The 21,578-nt window shown below is 74.1% G+C and carries 22 protein-coding genes; 5 read left to right on the top strand and 17 right to left on the bottom strand.

Annotated elements, in window-relative coordinates; all coding sequences use genetic code 11:
- The first annotated feature begins 82 nt into the window (after window positions 1-82).
- The gene (locus tag NYZ98_RS06810) at window positions 83-1,585 is read left to right on the top strand and encodes a precorrin-3B synthase (RefSeq protein WP_262841683.1); all 1,503 of its coding nucleotides are present in this window, start codon (window positions 83-85) and stop codon (window positions 1,583-1,585) included.
- Window positions 1,586-1,788: 203 nt separating this feature from the next.
- Here NYZ98_RS06810 and NYZ98_RS06805 read toward each other — a convergent pair whose 3' ends face one another.
- Entirely contained in the window at window positions 1,789-2,868 is a 1,080-nt protein-coding gene (locus NYZ98_RS06805) for a cobalt-precorrin-5B (C(1))-methyltransferase (protein ID WP_262841682.1), read from the bottom strand.
- Window positions 2,869-3,149: 281 nt separating this feature from the next.
- Here NYZ98_RS06805 and NYZ98_RS06800 point away from each other — a divergent pair, with 281 nt between their 5' ends.
- The gene (locus tag NYZ98_RS06800; protein WP_262841681.1) at window positions 3,150-3,914 is read left to right on the top strand and encodes a cobalt-precorrin-6A reductase; all 765 of its coding nucleotides are present in this window, start codon (window positions 3,150-3,152) and stop codon (window positions 3,912-3,914) included.
- 46 nt (window positions 3,915-3,960) lie between these two features.
- Here NYZ98_RS06800 and NYZ98_RS06795 read toward each other — a convergent pair whose 3' ends face one another.
- From NYZ98_RS06795 to NYZ98_RS06750, 10 genes are all read right to left on the bottom strand, one after another.
- The gene (locus tag NYZ98_RS06795; RefSeq protein WP_262841680.1) at window positions 3,961-4,869 is read right to left on the bottom strand and encodes a methyltransferase domain-containing protein; all 909 of its coding nucleotides are present in this window, start codon (window positions 4,867-4,869) and stop codon (window positions 3,961-3,963) included.
- Between the two features lie 62 nt (window positions 4,870-4,931).
- Window positions 4,932-6,575: a precorrin-2 C(20)-methyltransferase gene (locus tag NYZ98_RS06790; RefSeq protein WP_262841679.1), complete on the bottom strand. Its 1,644-nt coding sequence runs from the start codon at window positions 6,573-6,575 to the stop codon at window positions 4,932-4,934.
- 8 nt (window positions 6,576-6,583) lie between these two features.
- The gene (locus NYZ98_RS06785) at window positions 6,584-7,210 is read right to left on the bottom strand and encodes a precorrin-8X methylmutase (RefSeq protein ID WP_262841678.1); all 627 of its coding nucleotides are present in this window, start codon (window positions 7,208-7,210) and stop codon (window positions 6,584-6,586) included.
- Between the two features lie 102 nt (window positions 7,211-7,312).
- On the bottom strand, window positions 7,313-8,056 hold the full coding sequence (gene cobM, locus NYZ98_RS06780; protein ID WP_262841677.1) for a precorrin-4 C(11)-methyltransferase: 744 nt from the start codon (window positions 8,054-8,056) through the stop codon (window positions 7,313-7,315).
- A 45-nt stretch (window positions 8,057-8,101) separates the two neighbouring features.
- Window positions 8,102-9,325 (bottom strand): precorrin-6y C5,15-methyltransferase (decarboxylating) subunit CbiE, encoded by a 1,224-nt coding sequence (gene cbiE / locus NYZ98_RS06775; protein ID WP_262841676.1) that lies wholly within the window; start codon window positions 9,323-9,325, stop codon window positions 8,102-8,104.
- A gap of 48 nt (window positions 9,326-9,373) precedes the next feature.
- Window positions 9,374-10,708, bottom strand: coding sequence for a cobyrinate a,c-diamide synthase (locus tag NYZ98_RS06770; protein WP_262841675.1), 1,335 nt, complete (start codon window positions 10,706-10,708; stop codon window positions 9,374-9,376).
- Complete coding sequence (gene cobO / locus NYZ98_RS06765) at window positions 10,705-11,307, bottom strand: cob(I)yrinic acid a,c-diamide adenosyltransferase (protein WP_262841674.1); 603 nt, start codon at window positions 11,305-11,307, stop codon at window positions 10,705-10,707. Before cobO ends, NYZ98_RS06770 begins: the two co-directional genes overlap by 4 nt.
- Window position 11,308: 1 nt before the next feature.
- Entirely contained in the window at window positions 11,309-13,450 is a 2,142-nt protein-coding gene (locus NYZ98_RS06760; RefSeq protein ID WP_262841673.1) for a VWA domain-containing protein, read from the bottom strand.
- A 157-nt stretch (window positions 13,451-13,607) separates the two neighbouring features.
- On the bottom strand, window positions 13,608-14,354 hold the full coding sequence (locus NYZ98_RS06755; RefSeq protein ID WP_262841672.1) for a CbtA family protein: 747 nt from the start codon (window positions 14,352-14,354) through the stop codon (window positions 13,608-13,610).
- Window positions 14,355-14,373: 19 nt separating this feature from the next.
- Window positions 14,374-14,586: a CbtB domain-containing protein gene (locus NYZ98_RS06750; protein ID WP_262841671.1), complete on the bottom strand. Its 213-nt coding sequence runs from the start codon at window positions 14,584-14,586 to the stop codon at window positions 14,374-14,376.
- A 227-nt stretch (window positions 14,587-14,813) separates the two neighbouring features.
- On the opposite strand from NYZ98_RS06750, the gene NYZ98_RS06745 reads away from it, so the two are divergent.
- Window positions 14,814-15,383 carry a histidine phosphatase family protein gene (locus tag NYZ98_RS06745; RefSeq protein WP_262841670.1) on the top strand — a complete coding sequence of 190 codons (570 nt, stop codon included), beginning with the start codon at window positions 14,814-14,816 and terminating at the stop codon, window positions 15,381-15,383.
- A gap of 17 nt (window positions 15,384-15,400) precedes the next feature.
- Here NYZ98_RS06745 and NYZ98_RS06740 read toward each other — a convergent pair whose 3' ends face one another.
- Window positions 15,401-15,766 (bottom strand): hypothetical protein, encoded by a 366-nt coding sequence (locus NYZ98_RS06740; RefSeq protein WP_262841669.1) that lies wholly within the window; start codon window positions 15,764-15,766, stop codon window positions 15,401-15,403.
- A gap of 139 nt (window positions 15,767-15,905) precedes the next feature.
- Between NYZ98_RS06740 and NYZ98_RS06735 the strand changes: the two genes are divergently transcribed.
- Window positions 15,906-16,976, top strand: coding sequence for a hypothetical protein (locus NYZ98_RS06735; RefSeq protein WP_262841668.1), 1,071 nt, complete (start codon window positions 15,906-15,908; stop codon window positions 16,974-16,976).
- A gap of 119 nt (window positions 16,977-17,095) precedes the next feature.
- Window positions 17,096-17,476 carry a roadblock/LC7 domain-containing protein gene (locus NYZ98_RS06730; protein ID WP_262841667.1) on the top strand — a complete coding sequence of 127 codons (381 nt, stop codon included), beginning with the start codon at window positions 17,096-17,098 and terminating at the stop codon, window positions 17,474-17,476.
- Window positions 17,477-17,578: 102 nt separating this feature from the next.
- On the opposite strand, the gene paaE is transcribed toward NYZ98_RS06730, so the two are convergent.
- From paaE to paaA, 5 genes are all read right to left on the bottom strand, one after another.
- Window positions 17,579-18,670, bottom strand: a complete 1,092-nt coding sequence (gene paaE / locus NYZ98_RS06725) for a 1,2-phenylacetyl-CoA epoxidase subunit PaaE (protein WP_262841666.1) — start codon at window positions 18,668-18,670, stop codon at window positions 17,579-17,581.
- Window positions 18,671-18,734: 64 nt separating this feature from the next.
- Window positions 18,735-19,226: a 1,2-phenylacetyl-CoA epoxidase subunit PaaD gene (gene paaD / locus NYZ98_RS06720; protein ID WP_262841665.1), complete on the bottom strand. Its 492-nt coding sequence runs from the start codon at window positions 19,224-19,226 to the stop codon at window positions 18,735-18,737.
- The gene (gene paaC / locus NYZ98_RS06715) at window positions 19,220-20,191 is read right to left on the bottom strand and encodes a 1,2-phenylacetyl-CoA epoxidase subunit PaaC (protein ID WP_262841664.1); all 972 of its coding nucleotides are present in this window, start codon (window positions 20,189-20,191) and stop codon (window positions 19,220-19,222) included. Before paaC ends, paaD begins: the two co-directional genes overlap by 7 nt.
- 101 nt (window positions 20,192-20,292) lie before the next feature.
- Window positions 20,293-20,574 carry a 1,2-phenylacetyl-CoA epoxidase subunit PaaB gene (paaB, locus tag NYZ98_RS06710; RefSeq protein WP_262841663.1) on the bottom strand — a complete coding sequence of 94 codons (282 nt, stop codon included), beginning with the start codon at window positions 20,572-20,574 and terminating at the stop codon, window positions 20,293-20,295.
- A complete protein-coding gene (gene paaA, locus NYZ98_RS06705) occupies window positions 20,571-21,530 on the bottom strand; it encodes a 1,2-phenylacetyl-CoA epoxidase subunit PaaA (RefSeq protein ID WP_262841662.1) in 960 nt (319 codons plus the stop codon). Before paaA ends, paaB begins: the two co-directional genes overlap by 4 nt.
- Window positions 21,531-21,578: the final 48 nt, after the last annotated feature.

Raw genomic sequence — 21,578 nt, 5'->3', positions numbered from 1 at the left:
GGAGCGGCCCGGGACCTCCAGGCGGGAGCGGGGTGACGCGTGTCCGGGGGCGTTGCAGACGCATTCGGCCGCGGACGGGGCCGTGGCGCGCGTCCGGGTGCCGGGGGGACTGCTGACCGCCGCGCGGCTCCGCGAACTGGGTGCCGCCGCCGCGTCTCTGGGGTCCGGGGTGATCGAACTCACCTCCCGCGCCAACGTGCAGGTGCGCGGGCTGGACGGCGGCGGGGCGACCGCGTTCGCCTCCCGGATGGCCGGCGCCGGGCTTCTGCCGTCCGCGTCCCACGAGCGCGTGCGCAACATCCTGGCCTCGCCGATGGCCGGGCTGGACGGGCATGGGCTGATCGAGGTGGCGTCCCTCGTCCACGACCTGGACGAGGCCCTCTGCGACGTCCCCGAACTCGCCGACCTCCCGGGCCGCTTCCTGTTCGCCATCGACGACGGCCGAGGCGACATGCCGCCCTACACCCCCGACATCACCCTCCTCCCCCTCCCCCCACCGCCCCCCTCCACCACCGGCCGCGCGAGGAATGCGGCAGCGCCCCCGCCAAGCCCTACCACCGCAGGCTGCACAAGGGACGTGACACCACCAACCCCTTCCACCACCGACTGCGCAAGGGACATGACACCACTCCACCCCCCCACCGATCGCGCGACGGACGTGACGCCGCCTGGCCCTTCCATCGCTGGCGGCGACGGGGAGGTGGCGCTGCTTCTGGGGGGTGAGGATGTCGGTCTGCGTGTCGCGCTGTCGCGGGGTGTGGCGGCGATGATCGCGGCGGCCTCGGCCTTCCTGGCCGAACGCGCGGAGCGGAACCCGGCCGCCTGGCGCCTGTCCGAACTCGACGACGGCCCGGCCCGCGTCGCCGCCCGCCTCATCACCGCCTCCCCTTCTCTGGGAGCGAAGCTGACGGAAGCGCGACCAAGCCCCGCAGCGACTCCGCCGCCCCTCTCACCGGGCCTCGTCCAACACGTGCTCGTGGTCATGGCGCCGCTCGGACGCCTCACGGCCGCGCAGGCGGACGTCCTGGCGGCGGCGGCCGAGGCCGGGGCGGGCGAGATCCGGCTGACCCCCGGGCGCGGGGCCGTCGTACCCGGGCTTTCCCGCGCCGACGGCGAGCGGTGGTCGTCCGAGCTGGCCGGGGCCGGGCTGGTCATCGACCCCGCTTCCCCGTGGACGGGGGTCACCGCGTGCGCCGGCCGCCCCGGGTGCGCCAAGTCCCTGGCCGACGTCCAGGCGGACGCCGCCCGCTCGATCGCCCTCGACGGCGCCCCAACTGGCCCCGGGGCGCTCCCCGTGCACTGGGCCGGCTGCGAGCGCAAGTGCGGGCGCCCGAGCGGACCGGCCGTACTGGTGGTCGCCACCCCCGGCGGCTACCGGGTGGACGCCACCGGCCTGAGCAGCCACCACACGGACATCCGGGGCACCACGGCCGCAGCGACTACAGCCCGAACCACCACCACGACGCGCACCGTACCGCCCACGCGAAGCCCCGACCCGGCGAAAGCAGGGGTTCATGACGGCGGGTCCGTAACAGGAGCAGGATCCGCGACGGGGACGGGTTCCGTGACGGGAGCAGGCCCGTGAACAGCGGGTCCGTCGCGGAAGCAGAACCGTAAGGGGGCGGGTTTCGTGAGGGGGACGGGCTCCATGGCGGGAATGGGGGTCCATAGCGGGAACGGACCCACGACGGAAACGGGGGTGCCGGATGCGGAGTGACGGGGACGGGGTCTGTGGCGGGGAGCGGCGGAGTGGTGGGTAGGGGTGATGGGGTCGTGGGGAGAGGGTTGTCAGGGGGCGCGGCCGACGAGGGTGCCGGCGCGGTCGATGACGATGACGTCGACCTGGACGGGGGCGCCGCGCAGTACGCCCTCGGCCGCCGTCTTGGCCCGTCCTGCGACCAGGTCGCCGAGTGGCAGGCCGGCCTCCTGGCAGAGGTGCAGCGCTCCGAGGGCGGTGTTGGCCAGCAGTACCCGTCCGGCCAGCTCGGCCGTGCCGCCCGCTTCGCGTGCCAGTTCGGCGAGCGCCTCCATGCTGACCTGGGAACGGCCCGAGTGCAGGTCGAGATGACCGTCCGCCAGCTTGGACAGCTTGCCGATGCCCCCGGCGACCGTCAGCCGGTCGATCGGATGCCTGCGCAGGTACTTCAGTACGGCCCCGGCGAAGTCCCCCATGTCCAGAAGCGCGTCATCCGGGAGCCCGTACAGCCGGGCGGCGACGCTCTCGGAGGTGCTGCCCGTGCACGCGGCGACGTGCCGGTGCCCGGCGGCGCGCGCGACGTCGATCCCGCGCCGGATGCTGTCGATCCACGCGGAGCACGAGTAGGGCACGACGATGCCCGTGGTGCCGAGGACGGACAGTCCCCCGAGGATGCCCAGGCGCGGGTTCCAGGTGCGCAGCGCCAGTTTCTCCCCGTCGTCGATGGATATCTCCACGATCACGTCCCCGCCGCCCCCGTGCTGGGCCGCGACCAGCTCGACGTGCTCGCGCATCATCTGCCGGGGCACCGGGTTGATCGCCGGCTCGCCCACCTCCAGCGGCAGCCCCGGCTTGGTGACCGTGCCCACCCCCGGTCCTGCGCGGAAAGTGACGCCCGTGCCGGGTTCGCCGTGGCGTACGGTCGCCGAGACCAGGGCGCCGTGGGTGACGTCGGGGTCGTCCCCCGCGTCCTTGACCACCCCGGCCCGTGCCGCGCGCTCCCCGGGGAGGATCGCCTCGGTGGCGAGCGCGAACGCCGGGCGCTGCCCGCGCGGCAGCACGATCTCCACGGGGTCGGGGAAGGAACCGGTGAGCAGGGCCGTGTACGCCGCGGTGGTGGCCGCCGTCGCACACGCGCCGGTCGTCCACCCATGCCGCAGGCCACCACTCATGCGTCAAGGATGGACCATCCCCCCAAAAACCACCCGACGAGGTCCTCCACACCGCAAAGCACCCCGAATCAAAAGATCTCCAACCCCGACGCGAATCCCCGGAAAGGTCCTCGACTCCCCCCCAAAACACACCCTGGAACGGAAGATGCCCGACCCTCCCCCGTCCCCAGGCGAGGGCCTTCGCCGTGCGAGGGGTTCTGGGACGGTGGCCACCCTCGGCCTGGTGCGGGCCATGAGGGTGTGGGGTCCGGGGTCGGGGCGCGTGGGTTCGGGGGTGACCGGTGAGGGCGTGTGTGCTGGTGCTCGGGGGGACCGGGGAGGCGCGGGGGCTGGCGGCGGCGCTGGCGGGGCGTCCCGGGGTAAGGGTGGTCTCGTCCCTGGCGGGGCGGGTGAGCGACCCCCGCCTCCCGGAGGGTGAGGTGCGCGTCGGGGGGTTCGGCGGGCCCGAGCGCCTGGCGGGCTGGCTTCGCGAGCACGACGTCCGGGCCGTGGTCGACGCCACCCACCCGTTCGCCGAACGGATCACCGCCTCCGCCGTCCAGGCCACCACGGCGGCGGCCGTCCCCCTGCTCGTCCTGCGGCGGCCCGGGTGGCGGCCGGGGACCGGGGACGACTGGCACTGGGTGCCGTCCCTTGAGGAGGCCGCCGCGTCCCTGACGGAACTGGGCGGGCGGATCTTCCTCACCACCGGGCGTCAGGGACTGCCCGCGTTCGCCGCCCTGGACGACCTGTGGTTCCTGATCCGTACCGTGGACCCGCCCGACCCCCCGCTGCCCCGCAACGCCCGCCTCCTGCTCGACCGGGGGCCGTACACGCTGGACGGCGAGCTGTCCCTGATGCGGGACCACCGGGTCGACACGCTGGTCACCAAGGACAGCGGAGGCACGATGACGATGGCCAAGCTGGCGGCGGCGCGGACCCTCGGCCTGCCCGTCGTCGTGGTCCGCCGCCCACCCGCGCCCGACGCGCCCACGGTCACGACCGTGGGCGAGGCCCTCGCCCACCTGGACACCCTTCTCCCGCCAGGCCCCGCGCGCCCGTACTAGCTCCCGTCCGGAGATCACAGTGGTGTGGGGGCCCGCCGGTGGGGCGTCAGCCCGGGCGGCGTCCCCATGCCGAGATCAGCGGCGCGAGGGTGAGGTCGAGTTCGCCGGCGTCGACGGCGGCCAGGTGCGCGTCGATCTCGGCGTCGTCGGCCAGCCCCGCGGCGAGCAACTCGGCGCGGACCATGCGCACCGTCGCGGCCTCCAGCCGGTCGCAGGCCACCCCGCCGACCGGGAAGCAGCCCGCCGCCGTGACATCGACCAGGCCCGCCGCACGCAACGCCCTCGGCAGCGTACGGCCGTAGCGCAGATCGGCGCCGCGGCGGGTCATCAACTCCCGGACGGCGCGCCGCAGCCGGTTGGCGCGCCGCTGCGCCGGGCCGACCTCGTCCAGGCAGGCCAGCGGCTGCAGCTCGGTGTCGGCGTCCTCCACCAACAGCCAGCCGCCGGGCCGCAGCGCCGCCACCATCGCCGCCAGCGCCCGGGCGCGGTCGGGCACGTGAACGAGCACGAGCCGGGCGTGTACCAGGTCGAACGTGCCTGGCTGCGGCGGCGGGTCCCCGACGATGTCGTGCCGGAGCACCTCATACTCGCCGTCCGGGTCCAACCAGGCCGGATTGATGTCCGTGGCCAGCACGTAGCCGGTCGGTCCGACGGCCGTGGCGAGTGCCTCGGGAATGCTGGGGCCTCCGGCACCGACCTCCCAGCAGCGCCGGCCCGCACTCACTCCGAGCCGGTCGAAGTGCCCAAGCGTGACACCGTCGAACAGCTCGGCAAGCCAGGTGAACCGCTCGCCCGCCTCCACCCGGGCGTTGTCGAGCAGGTAGCGGTGATCCGGGGAAGACCCGGGGGCGTCCGGCGATGGGGGCCCGGACCGCGCGCCGGCGGTGTTCACCGGCCCGCCCTCGGTCGTGTCCGGCCCGGGCCCGGGGCCGACGACGGGCTGCGATGAACTCATGCCCCCATCCTCCTACCGCGTGCTGTGTCAGCGCGATTCGGGATGCATCCCGACACCAGGGATCAGGCGGGGTAGCGGCGGGGGGTGAAGACCGCCGTGCGGCCGGCGCGTTCCGTCGCGCGGGTGGTCGAGGAGCCGATCACCAGCAGGCAGCGCATGTCGACGTCCGCCGGGTCCAGCTTGGCCAGGGTGGTGACGCGCAGGCTCTCCTCGGGCCCGCCGACGTCCCGTCCGATGACCACCGGGGTCTCCGGGTCGCGGTGCTCCAGCAGCAGGTCCCGGGCTGCGGCGACCTGCCACGTACGGCTGCGCGACGCCGGGTTGTAGATCGCCAGCACCAGGTCGGCGCGGGCGGCGGCCGTGACGCGGGCGGCGATGACGTCCCACGGCTTGAGCCGGTCGGACAGGGAGAGCACGCAGTAGTCGTGACCGAGCGGCGCACCGGCCCGCGCGGCGACCGCCTGGGCGGCCGTCAGGCCCGGCACCACGCGCACCGGCACCTCGGCGAAACGCGGCTCGCACGCCACCTCCAGCACCGCGCTGGCCATCGCGAACACCCCCGGGTCGCCCGACGAGACCACCGCGACCCTGGCCCCGCCCGAGGCCAGCTCCAGCGCGTGCGCCGCCCGCTCGGCCTCCACCCGGTTGTCCGTCGGGTGGCGGCGCTGCCTCGGGTTCGGCGGGACGCGGTCCAGGTACGGTCCGTATCCGATGAGCTCGTCGGCGGTGGCCAGGGCGTCCTGGGCCTCCGGCGTCAGCCAGTGACGGCCCCCGGGCCCGAGCCCCACCACGACCACCTCTCCCCTGCCGCCCGCCTCAGGCCCGTGCCCGTTCGCCCAACCGGCCTCGGGCCCGTCCGCACTCGCCCGGCCCGCCTTGAGCCCGTCCGCGTTCGCCTCGGGGGTGTCCGCGTTCGTCCGGAGTGGGAGGGGAGGGGTGTCCGCGCGGCTGGGCAGGATGGCCAGGGAGAAGTACGGGACCTCGCCGGGGTCGACCCCCGCCAGCGGCGCCACGCGCTGCCGGTCCGTCGTGGCCCGTTCGACGTACCACGCCTCGTCCAGGCGGCCCGACCGTGCCAGCGCCTCGCGTACGGAGGTGAACGTGCGGCCCAGTTTGAGCACCGCCGCCGAGTCGGTGGTGGCCAGCCGCGCCGCGAGGGTCTCCGTGGGAAGGGTGCCCGGCAGGATGGTCAGCGTCTCCTCGCGCTCGACCAGCGGTCGCCCGAGCACCGCCGACGCGGCGCTCACCGAGGTGACCCCGGGGACGACCTCGGTCGGGTAGCAGTGGGCGAGCCGCTTGTGGATGTGCATGTAGGAGCCGTAGAAGAGCGGGTCACCCTCGCACAGCACGACGACGTCACGCCCGGCGTCGAGGTGGACGGCCAGCCGCTCGGCGCAGGTCGCGTAGAAGTCGTCGATCGCGCCCTGGTAGCCGCCCGGGTGGTCGGTGGTCTCGGTGGTCACCGGGTAGATCAGCGCCTCCTCCACCTGGTCGCCACGCAGGTACGGCACGGCGATCGCGCGCGCGACGCTCCGTCCGTGCCGGGCGCTGTGGTAGGCGATCACGTCCGCCTCACGCACCAGGCGGGCGGCCTTCACGGTCACCAGCTCCGGATCACCCGGCCCCAACCCGACCCCCCACAACCGCCCCACCGGCGTCTCCGGGTGGTCGGTGCGGGTGTGGTCCGGGTGGGGGGGCTCGTTCATGGTGTCGTTCACTCTTCCTCGCTCGCGATCGCGTTGACGGCCGCGGCGGCCAGGGCGCTTCCTCCCCGGCGGCCGTGCACGACCAGGTGGTCCAGGCCGTCGCCGTACTCGGCCAGGGCCTGCTTCGACTCGGCGGCGCCGATGAACCCGACCGGGACGCCCAGCACGGCCGCGGGACGGCCCGCGCCCTCCCGTACCAGTTCCAGCAGCCGGAACAGGGCGGTCGGGGCGTTGCCGACCGCCACCACCGCGCCGTCCAGCCGGTCCCGCCACAGCTCCAGGGCCGCGGCGCTGCGGGTGGTGCCGAGTTTCCGTGCCAGGGCGGGGACGCGGGCGTCGCCCAACATGCACAGCACGTCGTTGTCGGCGGGCAGCCGGGCGCGGGTCACCCCGGAGGCCACCATGGTCGCGTCGCAGAGTACGGGCGCACCCGACCGCAGCGCGGCCCGCGCGGCGGCCACCACCCCGGGCGACCAGGCCAAATCGGCCACCAGGTCCACCATGCCGCAGGCGTGGATCATCCGGACGGCCACCCGCGCGATGTCGTCCGGCAGCCCCCCGAGATCGGCCTCGGCCCGGATGGTCGCGAACGACCGGCGGTAGATCTCAGCGCCATCTCGGATGTAGTCGATCACGAACTCCTCAAAGCGATATCTGTCACGACGATCCCGCCCTCTCCCACCGAACCGGTGACCGAAGGCCGGGGGCGCGGGAAGGTGGTGGGGGCGGGGGCATGGTCAGTCGCGGGTGCGGGCGGTGGAGTAGAGGTGGCTGTCGGGGAACTCGGAGGCGGTCAGGACGGCGCCGACGATGATCACGGCGGTGCGGACGACGCCCGCCTCCTCGACCCGTCCGGCGATGTCCGCCAGGGTGCCGCGCAGCACCACCTCGTCGTCGCGGCTCGCACGGGCCACCACCGCCACCGGGCAGTCGGCCCCGTAGTTGGGCGTCAGCTCCGCCACCAGCGCCCCGATCCGCTGCACCGCGAGGTGCAGGACCATCGTCGAGCGGCTGCGCCCGAGCGTGGCCAGATCCTCGCCTTCGGGCATCGCGGTGGCCCGGACGGACGTCCGGGTCAGCACGACCGTCTGACCCACCCCGGGCACGGTCAGCTCGCGCCGGAGCGACGCGGCGGCGGCCGCGAACGCGGGAACGCCGGGCGTCACGTCGTACGGGACCCCCGCCGCGTCCAGGCGGCGCATCTGCTCGGCCATCGCGCTGAAGATCGACGGATCCCCGGACTGGAGCCGTGCCACGTCGTGACCCGCCTCGTACGCGGCGAGCATCTCCGCCACGATCTCGTCCAGCGTCATCCGCGCGGTGTCGACCAGCCTCGCCCCCGAGGGGGTGTGATCCAGCAGCTCCTTGGGCACCAGCGAGCCCGCGTACAGGCAGACCGGCGAGGAAGCGATGAGGTCGCGCCCGCGCACGGTGATGAGATCGGCCGCCCCCGGCCCCGCCCCGATGAAATGCACGGTCATGTCATGACTCCCTTATCCCACGTCTTCTGTCGCACTTCTTAGCGTTCATCGGCGCGTGGCCGTCCACAGGGTGATGGGGATCGCGGGGCGCCAGGTGGTGAAGGCGCCGATCGGGGACGCGCGCTGGACGGCGATCCGGACGAGGTCGCCGCCCGCCTTGGCGTGCCAGGCCGCGACGATCGCCTCGGACTCCAGGGTCACCGCGTTGACCACCAGGCGCCCGCCAGGCCGTAACGCCTCCCAGCAGGTCTCGACGAGGCCGGGCGCGGTGGCGCCGCCGCCGACGAAGACGGCGTCGGGCGGTTCGAGGCCGGCCAGGGCGGCGGGCGCCGTCCCGGTCACGACCCGCAACCCGGGCACGCCGAGGGCCGCCGCGTTACGCCGGATCCGTTCGGCACGGTCGGACCGGCCCTCCACGGCGGTGGCCCGGCAGGCGAGGTGAGCGCGCATCCACTCGATCGCGACGCTGCCCGCACCGGCCCCGACGTCCCAGAGCGACTCCCCGGGCACGGGCGCGAGCCGCGACAGCGTCACCGCGCGGACCTCGCGCTTCGTGAGCTGGCCGTCGTGCTCGAACGCCTCGTCGGGCAAGCCCGGGACCGACGGCATGGGCGTCACTCCCGGATCGGCGCGGCACTCCACCGCGACCACGTTCAGCGCGTCCACGTCCGCGCGCGCCGCCGCGTCCGCCGCCCACCGCCGCGCGGTCAGCGTCACCTGCCGCTCCGCCGGGCCGCCGAGCCGCTGCAGCACGGTCATCGGGCTGCCGCCGTACCCGCAGGCCACCAGCAGGTCCGCGACCGAGCCCGGGGTGTCGGCGCCGGCGCTCAGCGCGAGCACGCGGCGGGCCGGTTGGACGGCGTGGTTCAGCAGTTCGACCGGCCGGCCGACGAGGCTCACCACGGTCGTGCCCTCGACCGCCCAGCCCATCCGGGCGCACGCCAGCGAGACCGAAGACGGGTGCGGCAGCACGCGCACGCGGCCGGCGCCGAGCAGCCCGGCCAGGGTGGTGCCGACGCCGTGGAACATGGGGTCGCCGCTGGCCAGCACGCATACGGCCCGGCCTGCGTGCTCGGCGAGGAGCGCGGGGACGGCGGGCAGCATCGGCGAGGGCCACGCCACCCGTTCGGCGCCGGTGTCGGGGACGAGGGCGAGCTGCCTGGCACTGCCCATGAGCACCTCGGCGGCGGCGACCTCCCGCCGCGCGGAGGCGGACAGCCCGTCCCACCCGTCGGCACCGATCCCGACGACGACCACGGCGTCACTCATCTGCGCCCGAACCTGGTCACAGACGAGCTCGTGTTCATCCACAGCAGGTCAGAGGCGGGCATGGGACACCAGTCTGGTCGCGAGGTGGGGTTCACCGGCCCAGTGGAGGTGCAGGTAGGACGCGGTCAGGGACGGACCGCCGTACCCGTCCGCGCCACCACGCCACCGGTACAGCGGGTCGGCGTCGCCGGTGAGGGTGACGCGGGTGCGGTGGAACTCGTGGCCGTGGTGACGCTCGCCCTCGCGGGTGAGCAGCGAGTCCCGTACGGCCACGGCGTCGCGGTACCCGAGGGTGAGGGTGGACGTCATGGCGGCCGTCGCGTCGAGCACGCCGCACATGGGACGCCCGTCGAGTTCCCGGCACAGGTAGAGCAGGCCGGCGCACTCGGCGGCGATCGGCCCGCCGAAGGCCGCGACCGCGCGCCGGAGGGGTTCGTTGGCCGACAGTTCCGCCGCGTACACCTCGGGGAACCCGCCGGGCAGCACCACGGCCCGCGTCCCTTCAGGCAGGCTCTCGTCGGCGAGCGGGTCGAAGGTGGCCACCGTCGCCCCCGCCGCCTCGATCAGCTCGGCCTGCTCGGCGTACCCGAAGGTGAACGCCTTCCCCCCGGCCACTGCCACGACCACGTCCGTCCCCACAGGCTCACCGACCGCCTCGTGCGGGTTCCAGGTGGGGCCGGGGAGGCGGGGGGCGGTGCGGGCGAGGCGGATCAGTCCTTCCAGGTCGCAGGTGCCCGCCACCAGGTCGCCCAGCTCGGCCACCGCGGCGACGGCCTCGGCCCTGCGCTCCGCCGGGGGCACCAGGCCGAGGTGCCGGGACGGGGTCGCCGCGCCGGCCGTGCGCGGGATGGCGCCGAACACCGCGATGCCCATGTCGTCGAGGGCCTCACGGCAGATGCGTTCGTGCCGGGGCGAGCCGACCCGGTTGAGGATCACCCCGCCGATCCGCACGCGGGTGTCGTACGACATGAACCCGTGGACGAGCGCGGCGACCGACCTCCCCTGGCCCGACACGTCCACGACCAGCACGACCGGGGCGTCCAGCAGCCGCGCGACGTGCGCGGTGGACGCCAGATCACCACCCTGCGCGGCGCCGTCGTAGAGGCCCATGACGCCCTCGATGACGGCGATGCCGGCGCCCTCGGCCCCGTGCAGGAGCAGGGGCGTGACGAGCCGTTCACCTACCAGCCACGGGTCGAGGTTGCGTCCCGGGCGGCCGGCGGCGAGTGCGTGGTAGCCGGGGTCGATGTAGTCGGGCCCGACCTTGTGCGGGGAGACCACCAGCCCCTTGGCGGTGAGCGCCGCCATCAGGCCGGTGGCGACCGTGGTCTTGCCCGACCCCGAGGAGGGGGCGGCGATCACCAGGCGCGGCAGATCGGTCACCACTCGATGCCCTTCTGGCCCTTCTGACCGGCGTCCATCGGGTGCCTGACCTTGGTCATCTCGGTGACCAGATCCGCCGCCTCCAGCAGCCGGGGGTGCGCGTCCCTGCCGGTGATCACGACGTGCTGGCTGCCCGGGCGCGCGGCGAGCGCGGCGACGACGTCCTCGACGTCGATCCACCCCCACTTCATCGGGTAGGTGAACTCGTCGAGCACGTAGAGCCGGTAGGTCTGCGCCGCCAGGTCGCGCTTGATCTGCTCCCAGCCCTCGCGGGCGTCGGCGGCGTGGTCCTCGTCGCTGCCCGGCTTCTTGATCCAGGACCAGCCTTCGCCCATCTTGTGCCACGCGACCGTGCCGCCGGCCCCGGAGTCGCCGAGCACGGTCAGCGCGTGCTCCTCGCCGACCCGCCACTTGGCGGACTTCACGAACTGGAACACCCCGACCGGCCAGCCCTGGTTCCACGCGCGGAGCGCCAGCCCGAACGCCGCGGTGGACTTCCCCTTGCCCGGCCCGGTGTGGACGAGCACGAGCGGCCGGGTGCGGCGCTGCCGGGTGGTCAGGCCGTCGTCCGGAACCGCTTCCGGCTTTCCCTGGGGCATGTCAGGCCGCCTTCCTGCGTTCGCGTACCAGATCGTGGAGGCCGCCGGCGGCCAGCCGCTCCAGCCGTACGGCCTCGCCGCCCAGCCGGGCCGCCAGGCGCACGGCGAGGCCGAGCCGCACCGGGCCGCTCTCGCAGTCGACGACCACGGCGGCGACGTGCGTGAACAGGGCGGCGGCGCGGTGCACGTCGGCGTCGGTGCCGGAGGTGGCGCGCCCGTCGGTGACCACGACCAGCAGCGGACGGCGCGCGGGGTCGCGGAGCCGTTCGACGCGCAGGACCTCGGCGGCCCTGCGCAGCCCTTCGGCGAGCGGGGTGCGCCCGCCTGTGGGCAGCGCCCGCAGCCGCACGGCCCCGGCCTCCACCGACGACGTCGGCGGGAGCACGAGTTCGGCGCCCGAGCCGCGGAACGTCACCAGGCCGACCTTGTCGCGCCGCTGGTAGGCGTCGAGCAGCAGGCTGAGCACCGCCCCCTTGACCGCGCCCATCCGCTGCCGTGCGGCCATCGACCCGCTCGCGTCGACGAGGAACAGAACGAGGTTGCCCTCCCGCCCCTCGCGTACGGCCTCGCGCAGGTCGCCGGGCCGCACGATCAGGCCGGGCCCGGTCCTGCCGCGTTCCCGCTGGTAGGGGGCTGCCGCGCGGAGCGTCGCCGACAGGTGGGGCGAGGTGAGGCGCCCGGCGGGCACCCGTGAGCCGGAGACGCGGCCGTAGGAGGTGCGGGCGCGCGACCGCCGCCCGGGGCTGCCGGTGCCGAGCCCGGGGACGGTGATCGGGCGTACCCGGTAGGTCTCGCCCGCCTGCGCCGTACGCTGCGCCGGCGCGGGGCCGTTCGCCACCGGCCGGCCGTCTCCCTCAGGTGGGCCGGGGGATTCGGGGCCGGTGCCCGGGGCCTCGGCGCGCGGGCCGCCGGCGTCCTGGCCGTCGAGCAGGGTCTCCGGCTCCGGGCCGCGACCGCCACCCTCGGGACCCCCGCCATCCGGGCCCCCGCCATCAGGACCCCGGCCGTCAGGACCCCCACCGTCAGGACCCCGGCCCTCAGGGCCTCCGCCGTCGGGGCCCCCGTCGTCGGGGCCGTGCCCGTCAGGTCCGGGATCGGGGTCCTCGGCGGACCGCTTGAGCAGGTCGTCGAGCTCGGCCTCGTCCAGGCCGGGGGCGTCGAAGGGGTCGCGCCTGCGCCGGTGCGGCAGCGCGAGGCGCGCGGCCTCCCGGATGTCGTCCGCCGTGACCTCGGTACCGCCCCGCCACGCGGCGTGGGCCAGCGCGGCGTGCGCGGTGATCAGGTCGGCGCGCATGCCGTCCACCCCGAAGGCGGCGCAGACCGTGGCGATCTGCCGCAGCGCCGCGTCGGGCAGCGCCACCTGCCGCAGCCGGGCGCGCGCGTCGGCGATGCGCGCGGCCAGCGCCCGTTCCTCGTCCGCCCAGCGGATGGCGAAAGCGCCGGGGTCGTCCTCGAAGGCCAGCCTGCGGCGGACCACCTCGGCGCGCTCCACCGGATCGCGCGAGGCCACGACCTCCACGGTCAGGCCGAAGCGGTCGAGCAACTGGGGGCGCAGCTCGCCCTCTTCGGGGTTCATGGTGCCGACCAGCAGGAAGCGGGCCGCGTGCCGTACGGACACGGCGTCGCGCTCGACGTAGCAGGTGCCGAGCGCGGCGGCGTCCAGGAGCAGGTCAACCAGGTGGTCGTGCAGCAGGTTGACCTCGTCCACGTACAGGACGCCCCGGTGCGCGGCGGCGAGCAGCCCGGGGTCGAAGGCCTTCACCCCTTCGGTCAGCGCGCGTTCCAGGTCCAGCGAGCCGATCAGGCGGTCCTCGGAGGCGCCGACGGGCAGTTCGGCGAGCCGGGCCGGTCGTACGGACGCGGAGTGGCCCGCGCCGTGCGGGCCGTCGGGGCATTCGGGGTCGGGGTCGGCGGGGTCGCAGGAGAACCGGCACCCGGTGACGACGGTGACCGGCGGCAGCAGCGCGGCCAGCGCGCGGACGATCGTCGACTTGGCGGTGCCCTTCTCCCCCCTGATGAGCACGCCGCCCGTACGCGGGGAGATCGCGTTGAGGATGAGCGCCAGTTTGAGGTTGCCGAGCCCCACGACCGCGGTGAAGGGGTAGTGGAGCCGGTTGACGGCCGTCTGGGGCCCATCGGGCATGGTCGGGGGTCCTTTCCCCGTGGCTCGCGACCACGGGTGACCGGCCCGGGGCGCCTCCCGCCGCCGCGTGGGCGGCGACGGGACTCGGCGACGGCGGGCCGGCCGGGGTTCGGGCGACTACCGGGGTCTCCGGCGTCGGGTTCGTGCGACGGCCGGGTCAGGCGACGGCCGTGGACACCGGCCGGCGGTGCGGCGCGAGGGCCCGGTCGGCCAGCGCGCCGAACAGCAGCCCGATGCCGCCCCACAGGACGGCCTGCGTGCCGATGGAGGCGAGCCTGAACCGCCACAGCAGGGCGGCGGGGAACCCGGCCGGGACCTCGTCGATGGCGGGCATCAGCAGGCTCACGACCACCACGGCGGCGAGGAGGCCCGCTCCCGCCAGCAGCGTCGCGTTCCAGTTCCCGTGACGGGACGCGAGGCGGCGGCCCACGTAGACCGCCGCGACCGCGAGCAGGACGGAGATGGCCACGATGGCGAAGTAGAGGGCCGACCGCCTGCCGATGGTCTCGGGGTCGCCCACGGCGGGCGGGTTGGCCGGGTACTTGAGGAACGGGACCAGTTCGACGGTCACGAAGGCGCCCACGGCGACGAGGGCGGCGGTGCCACGGGCCCCGAAGGTCCCGAGCCGCCCGTAGACGAAGGCGAACACGAGCGCGAACACACCGCCGACCGCGACGCCGTAGAGGCCGATCGCGGTGGCCAGGCCCACGGTCGACTGCACACCGCGGCTGACCGGTTCGGGCTCGGCGGAGGCCACCGCGGCCTCCGCGGCGTGCCCCATGGTCTCTTCGAGGGAGATGGCGGCGCCCACCTGGGGTTCGCCGAAGATGTAGGCGAACACCAGCGCGAGGACGGCGGCGGCCAGGCCCGCGAGCATGCCGCGGACCAGAAGGTTTCTCACCATGCTTTTTCGGCTCCCGGGATCAGTGGCAGGGGAAGCCGAGCAGGTGACGTCCGTCGTGCACGAACTCGTGCACGTAGTTCCCTGAGATCAGTGAGGTGGCGCCCTGCTCCGCACCCACGAAGTAGATGAGGATGAGGGCGAGGACGCCGGCGAAGACCGCCCAGGGCACCAGATCGCGTACCGGGATGCTGATGGGGACGGGCTTGGAGTGGGGAACGGCGGCATGGACCATGTACTGCCTCCTGGGGATCACGCGTCCCATACGGGGTGGCGGTGACGACGGAGGGTCTGACTCCCGGCCCTTTTCGGGACCGGTCACAGTGGCGCGGCCGTACCAGAGTCTCGCTGGCTTCCCCACACCGTCAACAATGTCGCTTGGACGCTACGGTGTGAACCACTAGTCCGTCAATGGGCGCGAAGGGTGACAATTACCCCTCTTACCCCATAGAGGGGATACAAGTGACAATCCGAATTGTCCTTATTTGTCATGGTTCAACCGAGGCGCTGCACCGCGCCGCCTTCCCCCTTGACGAAGAACTGGACGACCAGGGAAAGCGCCAGGTCGCGGCGCGGCGCGGGTCCATGGGGGACGGCGCGGGCCGTGCCGTGTGCGGGCCGTCCCTGCGGTGCCGCCAGACCGCCTCCGGGCTCGGGCTGGCGGCCGAGGCCGACGAGGGCCTGCGCGACCAGGACGCCGGCCGCTGGGCGGGCCGTGCGCTGGCCGACGTGCGGGCGGAGGATCCGGACGGGGTGCGCGCGTGGCTCACCGACCCCGCCGCCGCACCCTCAGGAGGCGAGTCGCTGCTCGCCCTCATCGAGCGCGTCGCCGCCTGGCTGGACGCGCCGCGCGACCCGGGCGGCGGGAGGCTGGTCGCCGTCACGCACGCGGCGGTGATGCGGGCCGCCGTCGTCCACGCCCTGGGGACGCGGCCCGAGATGTTCTGGAGCCTCGACGTGGAGCCGCTCTCCTCGGTGTCGCTCACCGGCGGGAACGGCCGCTGGCGCCTGCGTTTCCCCCAGACCGGGTGACCCCCGGGACACCGCGCCTAGACGGAGAGCTCGTTCTCGATGCGCTTGAGGTTGTGCCGCGCGAGCGCCAGGTTGGCGCGCTGCCGGTCGAGGACGAGGTACAGGAACAGCGAGCCGTGGGTCGTGGTGAGCAGCCGGATGATGTGGTACTGCCGGCTGAGCGTGATGAGGATGTCCTCGACCGTGTCGTCGATGGCCAGCGAGGTCAGGGTGCGGACCTTGGCGCGGACGACCTCGGTGTTGCCCGCCGCCGCGACCTCCAGGTCCAGATCACGCCCTCCTCCGATGGTGCCGAGCGCCATCCCGCTCTCGTAGTCGACGAGCGCCGCGCCGATCGCGCCTTCGATGGCCATGGCTTCTTTGAGGGAGGTTTCGATGTTCATGAAATTCTTTCTGGAGTGAACGGCCTGGTCTCCGGGCGGGCGTATTGGCTGCGCCAAGTGATCGCGTCCCACCCGTTTGTGATTGTGGAGCCACAAAAGTACCCTTGCGGTCCGCCTTAGAGAAGGGGCAGCACCCCCGATGGGACGGGACCATGTGAACGGCCAGCCTCTCGATCCAGACAATCCTCACGTCACCGCGCCAGGACGGCCCACCGACCTGGTCACCGCGCTGGAGCAGCCCACCGACCTGGTCGCCGCGGCGGGACGGCCCACCGACCTGGTCGTCGCCACGGGACGGACCACCGGCCTCGCCGTCGCCGTCGCCGCGCCGGGGCCGACCAGCGACCCCGTCTCGCCGGCGCTGCTGCGATGTGGCCAGGAGGGGTTCTCCGGCCTGGTCCGGGCCGGCGGCGATCCCGGCGGGACCATCTGGTTCCGGGCGGGCGCGGTGGTCGCCGCGACCACCCCCGCGTCGCCCGACGCCGAGTCCCTCCTGCTCCGGTCCGGCCGCGTGAGCGAGGCCGACTGGGCGCGGGCCTACGCCGCGGGGGCGGGGGACGGGCGGCTCGCCGCCGAGCTGACCGGACGCGGCGCCGTCGGGGTCGCCGGGCTGGAGGCGGTCTGCCTGTCGGCCGTCTTCGACGCGGTCTTCGCGATGACGCTGTTCGGCGTCGACGGCTGCGTGGCCGAGCCCGCGGTGCCCGGCGAGCTCCTGCCGCCCCTGGCGCTGCCCACGGGCGTCGGCGCCGAGCGACTGGCCCGCGAGACCGCCCGCCGCCTGGCCTCGGCCGCCGCCTGGCGGGAGCTGGGCGTGACGGCCAGGAGCCGGCCGCTGGCCACGCCGCCCGCGCACCCGCCGCTGTTCCCGGCCGACGAGGTCCGCCACGCAGTGCTGCTCAAGGCGAACGGCCGGCGCACGGCGCGCGACATCGCCTTCACGCTGGGGCGCGGCCTGTTCGCCGTCATGGGGGAGATCGCCCGGATGGCGGAGGAAGGGGTGATCGAGGTGAGCGCGCCCGCCGCCCCGCCCACCGGCCCGCCCGTCCGGGAGGACGCGGGGACGCCCTCCACGGCACTCCCACAGCGCCGCCCCGGCACGAGCAAGGTCAACGAGGTGCTTCCCACGACCTCGGCGAGCAGGTTCTCCGTACCCCGGCGACTGCTGGGGCTGCGGGACATCCGGTCGCCCGCACCGGGCGAAGAGGACTGAGCAGGCTTACCTCCGTGACAGGGATGTCCCTGGAGCGGGCGGCCTGGTACGGCCGCGACGGCGGGGGCCGTCGTGCACCAACGCGAGAACGTACAACCGGACGACAGGGAAGTCGGATCATGAGCAATAAAGCGGTGCTGGCCGAGTTGCAGGCGCTCAGGGAGAAGGCGACCGGCGTGACCGAGAGCGCCGTCGCCTCCGTGGACGGGCTGCTCGTCACCGCCGACACCGACGGGGCACGGCCCGAGGCGCTCGCCGCCCTGGCCGCCGCGACGCTCGGCCTCGGCAAGCGGACGGGACACGAAGTGGGCATGGGGGAACTGCGGGAGGTGGTGGTCCGCTGCGGCGGCGGCCACGTCGTCGTGTACGCCATACGCCAGGAGGCGCTGCTGGTGGTCCTGGGCGACGAGGGACTCGACGTCCCCCGGCTGCACCTCGACTCCCGCCCGACCGTCGAACGACTCGGCGAACTCCTGGCCGGCGAACGCACCTCCATCTGACGGGTCTTCAAGGGGCCCCCGGCCGCGGCCGCCCACCGGCCGCACCGGGGCTCCCGGCCCGGGAACCGAACCAACGGCCATTTCCGGCTCACTGCGGCGTGGTCAGGTGTCGAAGTCGACGACGACCTTCTCCGACACCGCGTCCGACTGGCAGGTCAGCACGTACCCCGCCGCCACCTCGGCCGGCTCCAGGGCGAAGTTCCTGCGCATCTCCACCTTTCCGCCGACCAGGCGCGCCCTGCACGTGCCGCACACCCCGCCCTTGCAGGCGAACGGCAGGTCGGGCCGCACACGCTGCGCGGCTTCGAGGACGGTGACGCCGCTCGGCAGCGGGGCCGAGGTGGCACGGCCGTCCAGGATCACCGTGACCTCGGCCGAGACCTCCTCCCCCGCGTGCTCGGCGCGCACCGGCACGGGCGGCGGCTCGTCCACGTAGAACAGCTCGTTGTGGACCCGCTCGGCCGGCACGCCCAGCTCGGCGAGCACCTGGCGCGCGTCGAGCACCATCGCGTACGGCCCGCACAGCCACCAGTGCCCCACCTCGGGCACCGCCGTCAGCGCGGGCAGCAGGACGCGCAGCTTGGCGGCGTCCAGGCGCCCGGTGAACAGCTCCGGTTCCCTCGGCTCCCTGGACAGCACGTGCACCAGCTCCACGCGCGCGGGCGCGACGTCCTTCAGGTCGGCCAGTTCCTCGGCGAACATGACGGTGCGCGTGGTGCGGTTCCCGTAGAACAGCGTCACCCGGCTCCCGGGGGTGGCGGCGAGCACCGAGGAGGCCAGCGACAGGACCGGCGTGATGCCCGACCCGGCGGCGACGAACACGTGGTGCTCCGGCCGGCCGAGGTCGGCGGTGAAGCCGCCGCTCGGGGGCAGCACGTCCAGGCGGTCGCCCGGCCGGAGGGTACGGACCAGCCGCGTCGAGAACAGCCCGCCGGGGATCTCCCTGACCCCGATGCGCAGCGGGCCGCCCGCCGGGGCGCAGATGGAGTACGACCTGCGCTCGTCGCGCCCGCCGTCGAGGGTGCGGATCGTCACCGACTGGCCGGGCAGGAAGGCGAACTCCTCCGCCAGCTCCTCCGGCACGTCGAACGTGATCGCGGTGGCGTCCTCACACAACCGATCCACCCGAGCCACCTCCAGCGAGCGAAACCCCCGCCGCCCCCGCACCCGCACCTCCACCGGCCGCACACTCACAGCCCCTCCTCCAGCGAGGACCACCCTCGCCGCCCACCCGTCCCCGTCTCCGCCAGGCGCACGTTCACAGCTCCTTCAGGTGCTCGAACGGCTCCCGGCAGGCGCGGCAGCGCCACAGGGACTTGCACGCGGTGGCGCCGAAGCGGGACAACTCCTCGGTGTCGCCCGACCCGCAGTTGGGGCAGTCCAGCCGCCGGTGCGCAGGGCCGAGGGTCAGGGGCACCGGCCCGTGCCGCACCGGCGCCGTCCCCGGCGGCGCGATGCCGGCCTCGGCCAGTTTGCGCCTGCCGTCGCGGGTGATCCAGTCGGTCGTCCACGCCGGGAACAGGAGTGTACGGACCTGCACGTCGGCGTACCCGGCCTCGCGCAGGGCGGCGAACAGGTCGGCCCGTATCGTGCCCATCGCCGGGCACCCGCTGTAGGTCGGGGTGATCGTCACGACCACCGCCCCGCCGTCTTTCTCCTCGACCTCGCGCAGGATCCCGAGATCGGCCAGCGTCAGCATCGGCAACTCCGGATCCGCCACCGCCCCCGCGACCCCCCGCGCGGTCACCATGTCGCGTCCGGGTGGGCGCGGGCGACGCTCTGCATCTCGGCCAGCAGGTCGGTCAGCGCGGCGGTGTGCGTACCGGACCGGCCCGCGGGCCTTCCCGGCGCGGTGTCCCGCGGCAGGGTGAACGTCGTGTCCGTTGGCCGGGTGAGCGTCGTGTCCGATGATTGGGTGAACGTCGTGTCCGTTGGCCGGGTGAGCGTCGCAGCGGTGAGCACCTGGCCGAGTACGTCGTCGAACCCCTCGCGGAGCGCCGACGGATCGGCCCCGGCGCCCGCCGAGGCCAGCCGCAGCTCCACCTCGTGCGGGGTGAACAGCTCGGTCACCAGCGGCCACACGGCCGCGAGCCCCGCCACGGCGCGTTCCCGCGAGTACGACGTCCCGTCGCCGAGCCGGACGACCCAGCCCGCCGCGTAGTCGCGGTGGTAGGCGACCTCCTTCACGCCCTTGACCGCCACCGCCGCCAGCACGGGGTCACGTGACCCGGTGAGCCGTTCCAGCAGCGCCAGCCGCCAGGTCGCGAAGACCAGCAGGCGGGCCATGGCCTCGGCGAAGTCCCCGTTCGGCACCTCGGCCAGCAGCACGTTGCGGAACTCCCCCGCGTCGCGCCGGAACGCCAGGGCGTCCTCGTCGCGGCCCGAGCCGTCCGCCGTGCCCGCGCGGGCGAGTAGCAGCCGGGCCTGGCCGAGCAGGTCGAGCGCGATGTTGGCCAGCGCGACCTCCTCCTCCAGCTCCGGCGCCCGCGTGCACCACTCCTGGAGGCGGTGCGACATGATCAACGCGTCGTCGCCGAGCATGAGGCAGTACGCCGCCAGGTCGGCGCCGTCGACACCGTCGGGCACCCGCGTGTCCACCCCGGCCAGCGGATCGGCGAACCCGGTGCCGTAGGCCCACCGGGGGTCGTCCCCGTCGTTGAGCGCCTCGTAGGCGTTCCCCGCGTGGGCGAGCGCCTCGTGCGCGTCATCGAGCATCTCGTACACATCACCCGTGTCATCAAGCCGCCCATGAGCGTTTCGGTCGGGTGCCTCGTAGGCGGGCAATTCTGTGTGTTCGGTGGAGGACATCGGTGGCCTCACATGTGCGGGACGTCGTCGGGGATGGCGTAGAAGGTCGGGTGCCGGTAGACCTTGTCGCCGCTGGGCGCGAAGAACGGGTCCTTCTCGTCGGGGCTGGTGGCGGCGATGTGGTCCGAGCGCACCACCCAGATGCTCACGCCCTCGTTGCGCCGCGTGTACAGGTCACGGGCGTGGCGCAGCGCCGTCTCGTCGTCGGCGGCGTGCAGCGAGCCGACGTGCACGTGGTTGAGCCCTCGCTTGCTCCGCACGAACACCTCGTACAACGGCCAGCCGCTCACCCGCCCCCTCCCATCCCCGCATCCGTACCCGCGACCCGTCCCGCGGCCTTGGCGGCGTGGGCGGTCGCGGCCTCGCGGACCCAGGCGCCGTCCTCGTGCGCCGCGCGGCGGACGGCGACGCGCCGGGCGTTGCACGGCCCGTTCCCGCTGATCACCCGCTGGAGCTCCGACCAGTCGATCGGCCCGAAGTCGTGGTGCCCCCGCTCGGCGTTCCAGCGCAGGTCCGCGTCGGGGAGCGTCACGCCCAGCGCCTCGGCCTGAGGGACGCTCATGTCCACGAAACGCTGCCGCAGCTCGTCGTTGGTGTGCCGCTTGATCTTCCAGGCCATCGAGCGCGCGGTGTTGGGCGAGGCGTCGTCAGGCGGGCCGAACATCATGAGCGATGGCCACCACCAGCGGTCAACGGCGTCCTGCACCATCGCCCGCTGCGCCTCGGTGCCCCGCATCATGGTCATCAACAGCTCATACCCCTGCCGCTGATGGAAGGACTCCTCCTTGCAGATACGGATCATCGCCCGCGCGTACGGCCCGTAGGAGCTGCGGCAGAGCGGCACCTGGTTGCAGATCGCCGCGCCGTCGACCAGCCAGCCGATCACCCCGACGTCGGCGTAGCCCAGCGTCGGGTAGTTGAAGATCGACGAGTACTTCTGCCGCCCCTCGATGAGCATCCCGGTCAGCTCGGCACGGTCGGCCCCGAGGGTCTCGGCGGCGGAGTAGAGGTAGAGGCCGTGCCCCGCCTCGTCCTGCACCTTGGCGAGCAGGATCGCCTTGCGCCGCAGCGACGGCGCCCGCGTGATCCACTCGCCCTCCGGCTGCATCCCGATGATCTCCGAGTGCGCGTGCTGGGCGATCTGCCGGATCATCGTCGCGCGGTAGCCGTCGGGCATCCAGTCACGCGGCTCGACGCGCTGGTCCCGCTCGATCGTGCGGTCGAACCGCTCTTCGAGGTCAGCCATGCCGCCACCCCTTTACCGAACATTCGGTCAGTTATTAGTCTCGCTCAG

The organism is Sphaerisporangium corydalis (genome assembly GCF_025506355.1).
Classification (GTDB): Bacteria; Actinomycetota; Actinomycetes; order Streptosporangiales; family Streptosporangiaceae; genus Sphaerisporangium; species Sphaerisporangium corydalis.
Note: the sequence above shows the minus strand (reverse complement) of the source record. Positions and strands in the feature narration are given on the sequence as shown.

What these genes read in the sequence shown, in the direction of transcription:
- NYZ98_RS06750 (WP_262841671.1), bottom strand. Translation starts at nt 14,586, where the DNA reads ATGGTCCATGCCGCCGTTCCCCACTCCAAGCCCGTCCCCATCAGCATC.
- NYZ98_RS06730 (WP_262841667.1), top strand. Translation starts at nt 17,096, where the DNA reads ATGAGCAATAAAGCGGTGCTGGCCGAGTTGCAGGCGCTCAGGGAGAAG.
- cobO (WP_262841674.1), bottom strand. Translation starts at nt 11,307, where the DNA reads ATGCCCCAGGGAAAGCCGGAAGCGGTTCCGGACGACGGCCTGACCACC.
- cobM (WP_262841677.1), bottom strand. Translation starts at nt 8,056, where the DNA reads ATGACCGTGCATTTCATCGGGGCGGGGCCGGGGGCGGCCGATCTCATC.
- NYZ98_RS06740 (WP_262841669.1), bottom strand. Translation starts at nt 15,766, where the DNA reads ATGAACATCGAAACCTCCCTCAAAGAAGCCATGGCCATCGAAGGCGCG.
- NYZ98_RS06760 (WP_262841673.1), bottom strand. Translation starts at nt 13,450, where the DNA reads ATGCCCGATGGGCCCCAGACGGCCGTCAACCGGCTCCACTACCCCTTC.
- NYZ98_RS06735 (WP_262841668.1), top strand. Translation starts at nt 15,906, where the DNA reads ATGGGACGGGACCATGTGAACGGCCAGCCTCTCGATCCAGACAATCCT.
- NYZ98_RS06755 (WP_262841672.1), bottom strand. Translation starts at nt 14,354, where the DNA reads ATGGTGAGAAACCTTCTGGTCCGCGGCATGCTCGCGGGCCTGGCCGCC.
- paaD (WP_262841665.1), bottom strand. Translation starts at nt 19,226, where the DNA reads ATGGTGACCGCGCGGGGGGTCGCGGGGGCGGTGGCGGATCCGGAGTTG.
- NYZ98_RS06790 (WP_262841679.1), bottom strand. Translation starts at nt 6,575, where the DNA reads ATGAACGAGCCCCCCCACCCGGACCACACCCGCACCGACCACCCGGAG.
- cbiE (WP_262841676.1), bottom strand. Translation starts at nt 9,325, where the DNA reads ATGAGTGACGCCGTGGTCGTCGTCGGGATCGGTGCCGACGGGTGGGAC.
- paaA (WP_262841662.1), bottom strand. Translation starts at nt 21,530, where the DNA reads ATGGCTGACCTCGAAGAGCGGTTCGACCGCACGATCGAGCGGGACCAG.
- paaC (WP_262841664.1), bottom strand. Translation starts at nt 20,191, where the DNA reads ATGCTCGATGACGCGCACGAGGCGCTCGCCCACGCGGGGAACGCCTAC.
- NYZ98_RS06795 (WP_262841680.1), bottom strand. Translation starts at nt 4,869, where the DNA reads ATGAGTTCATCGCAGCCCGTCGTCGGCCCCGGGCCCGGGCCGGACACG.
- NYZ98_RS06805 (WP_262841682.1), bottom strand. Translation starts at nt 2,868, where the DNA reads ATGAGTGGTGGCCTGCGGCATGGGTGGACGACCGGCGCGTGTGCGACG.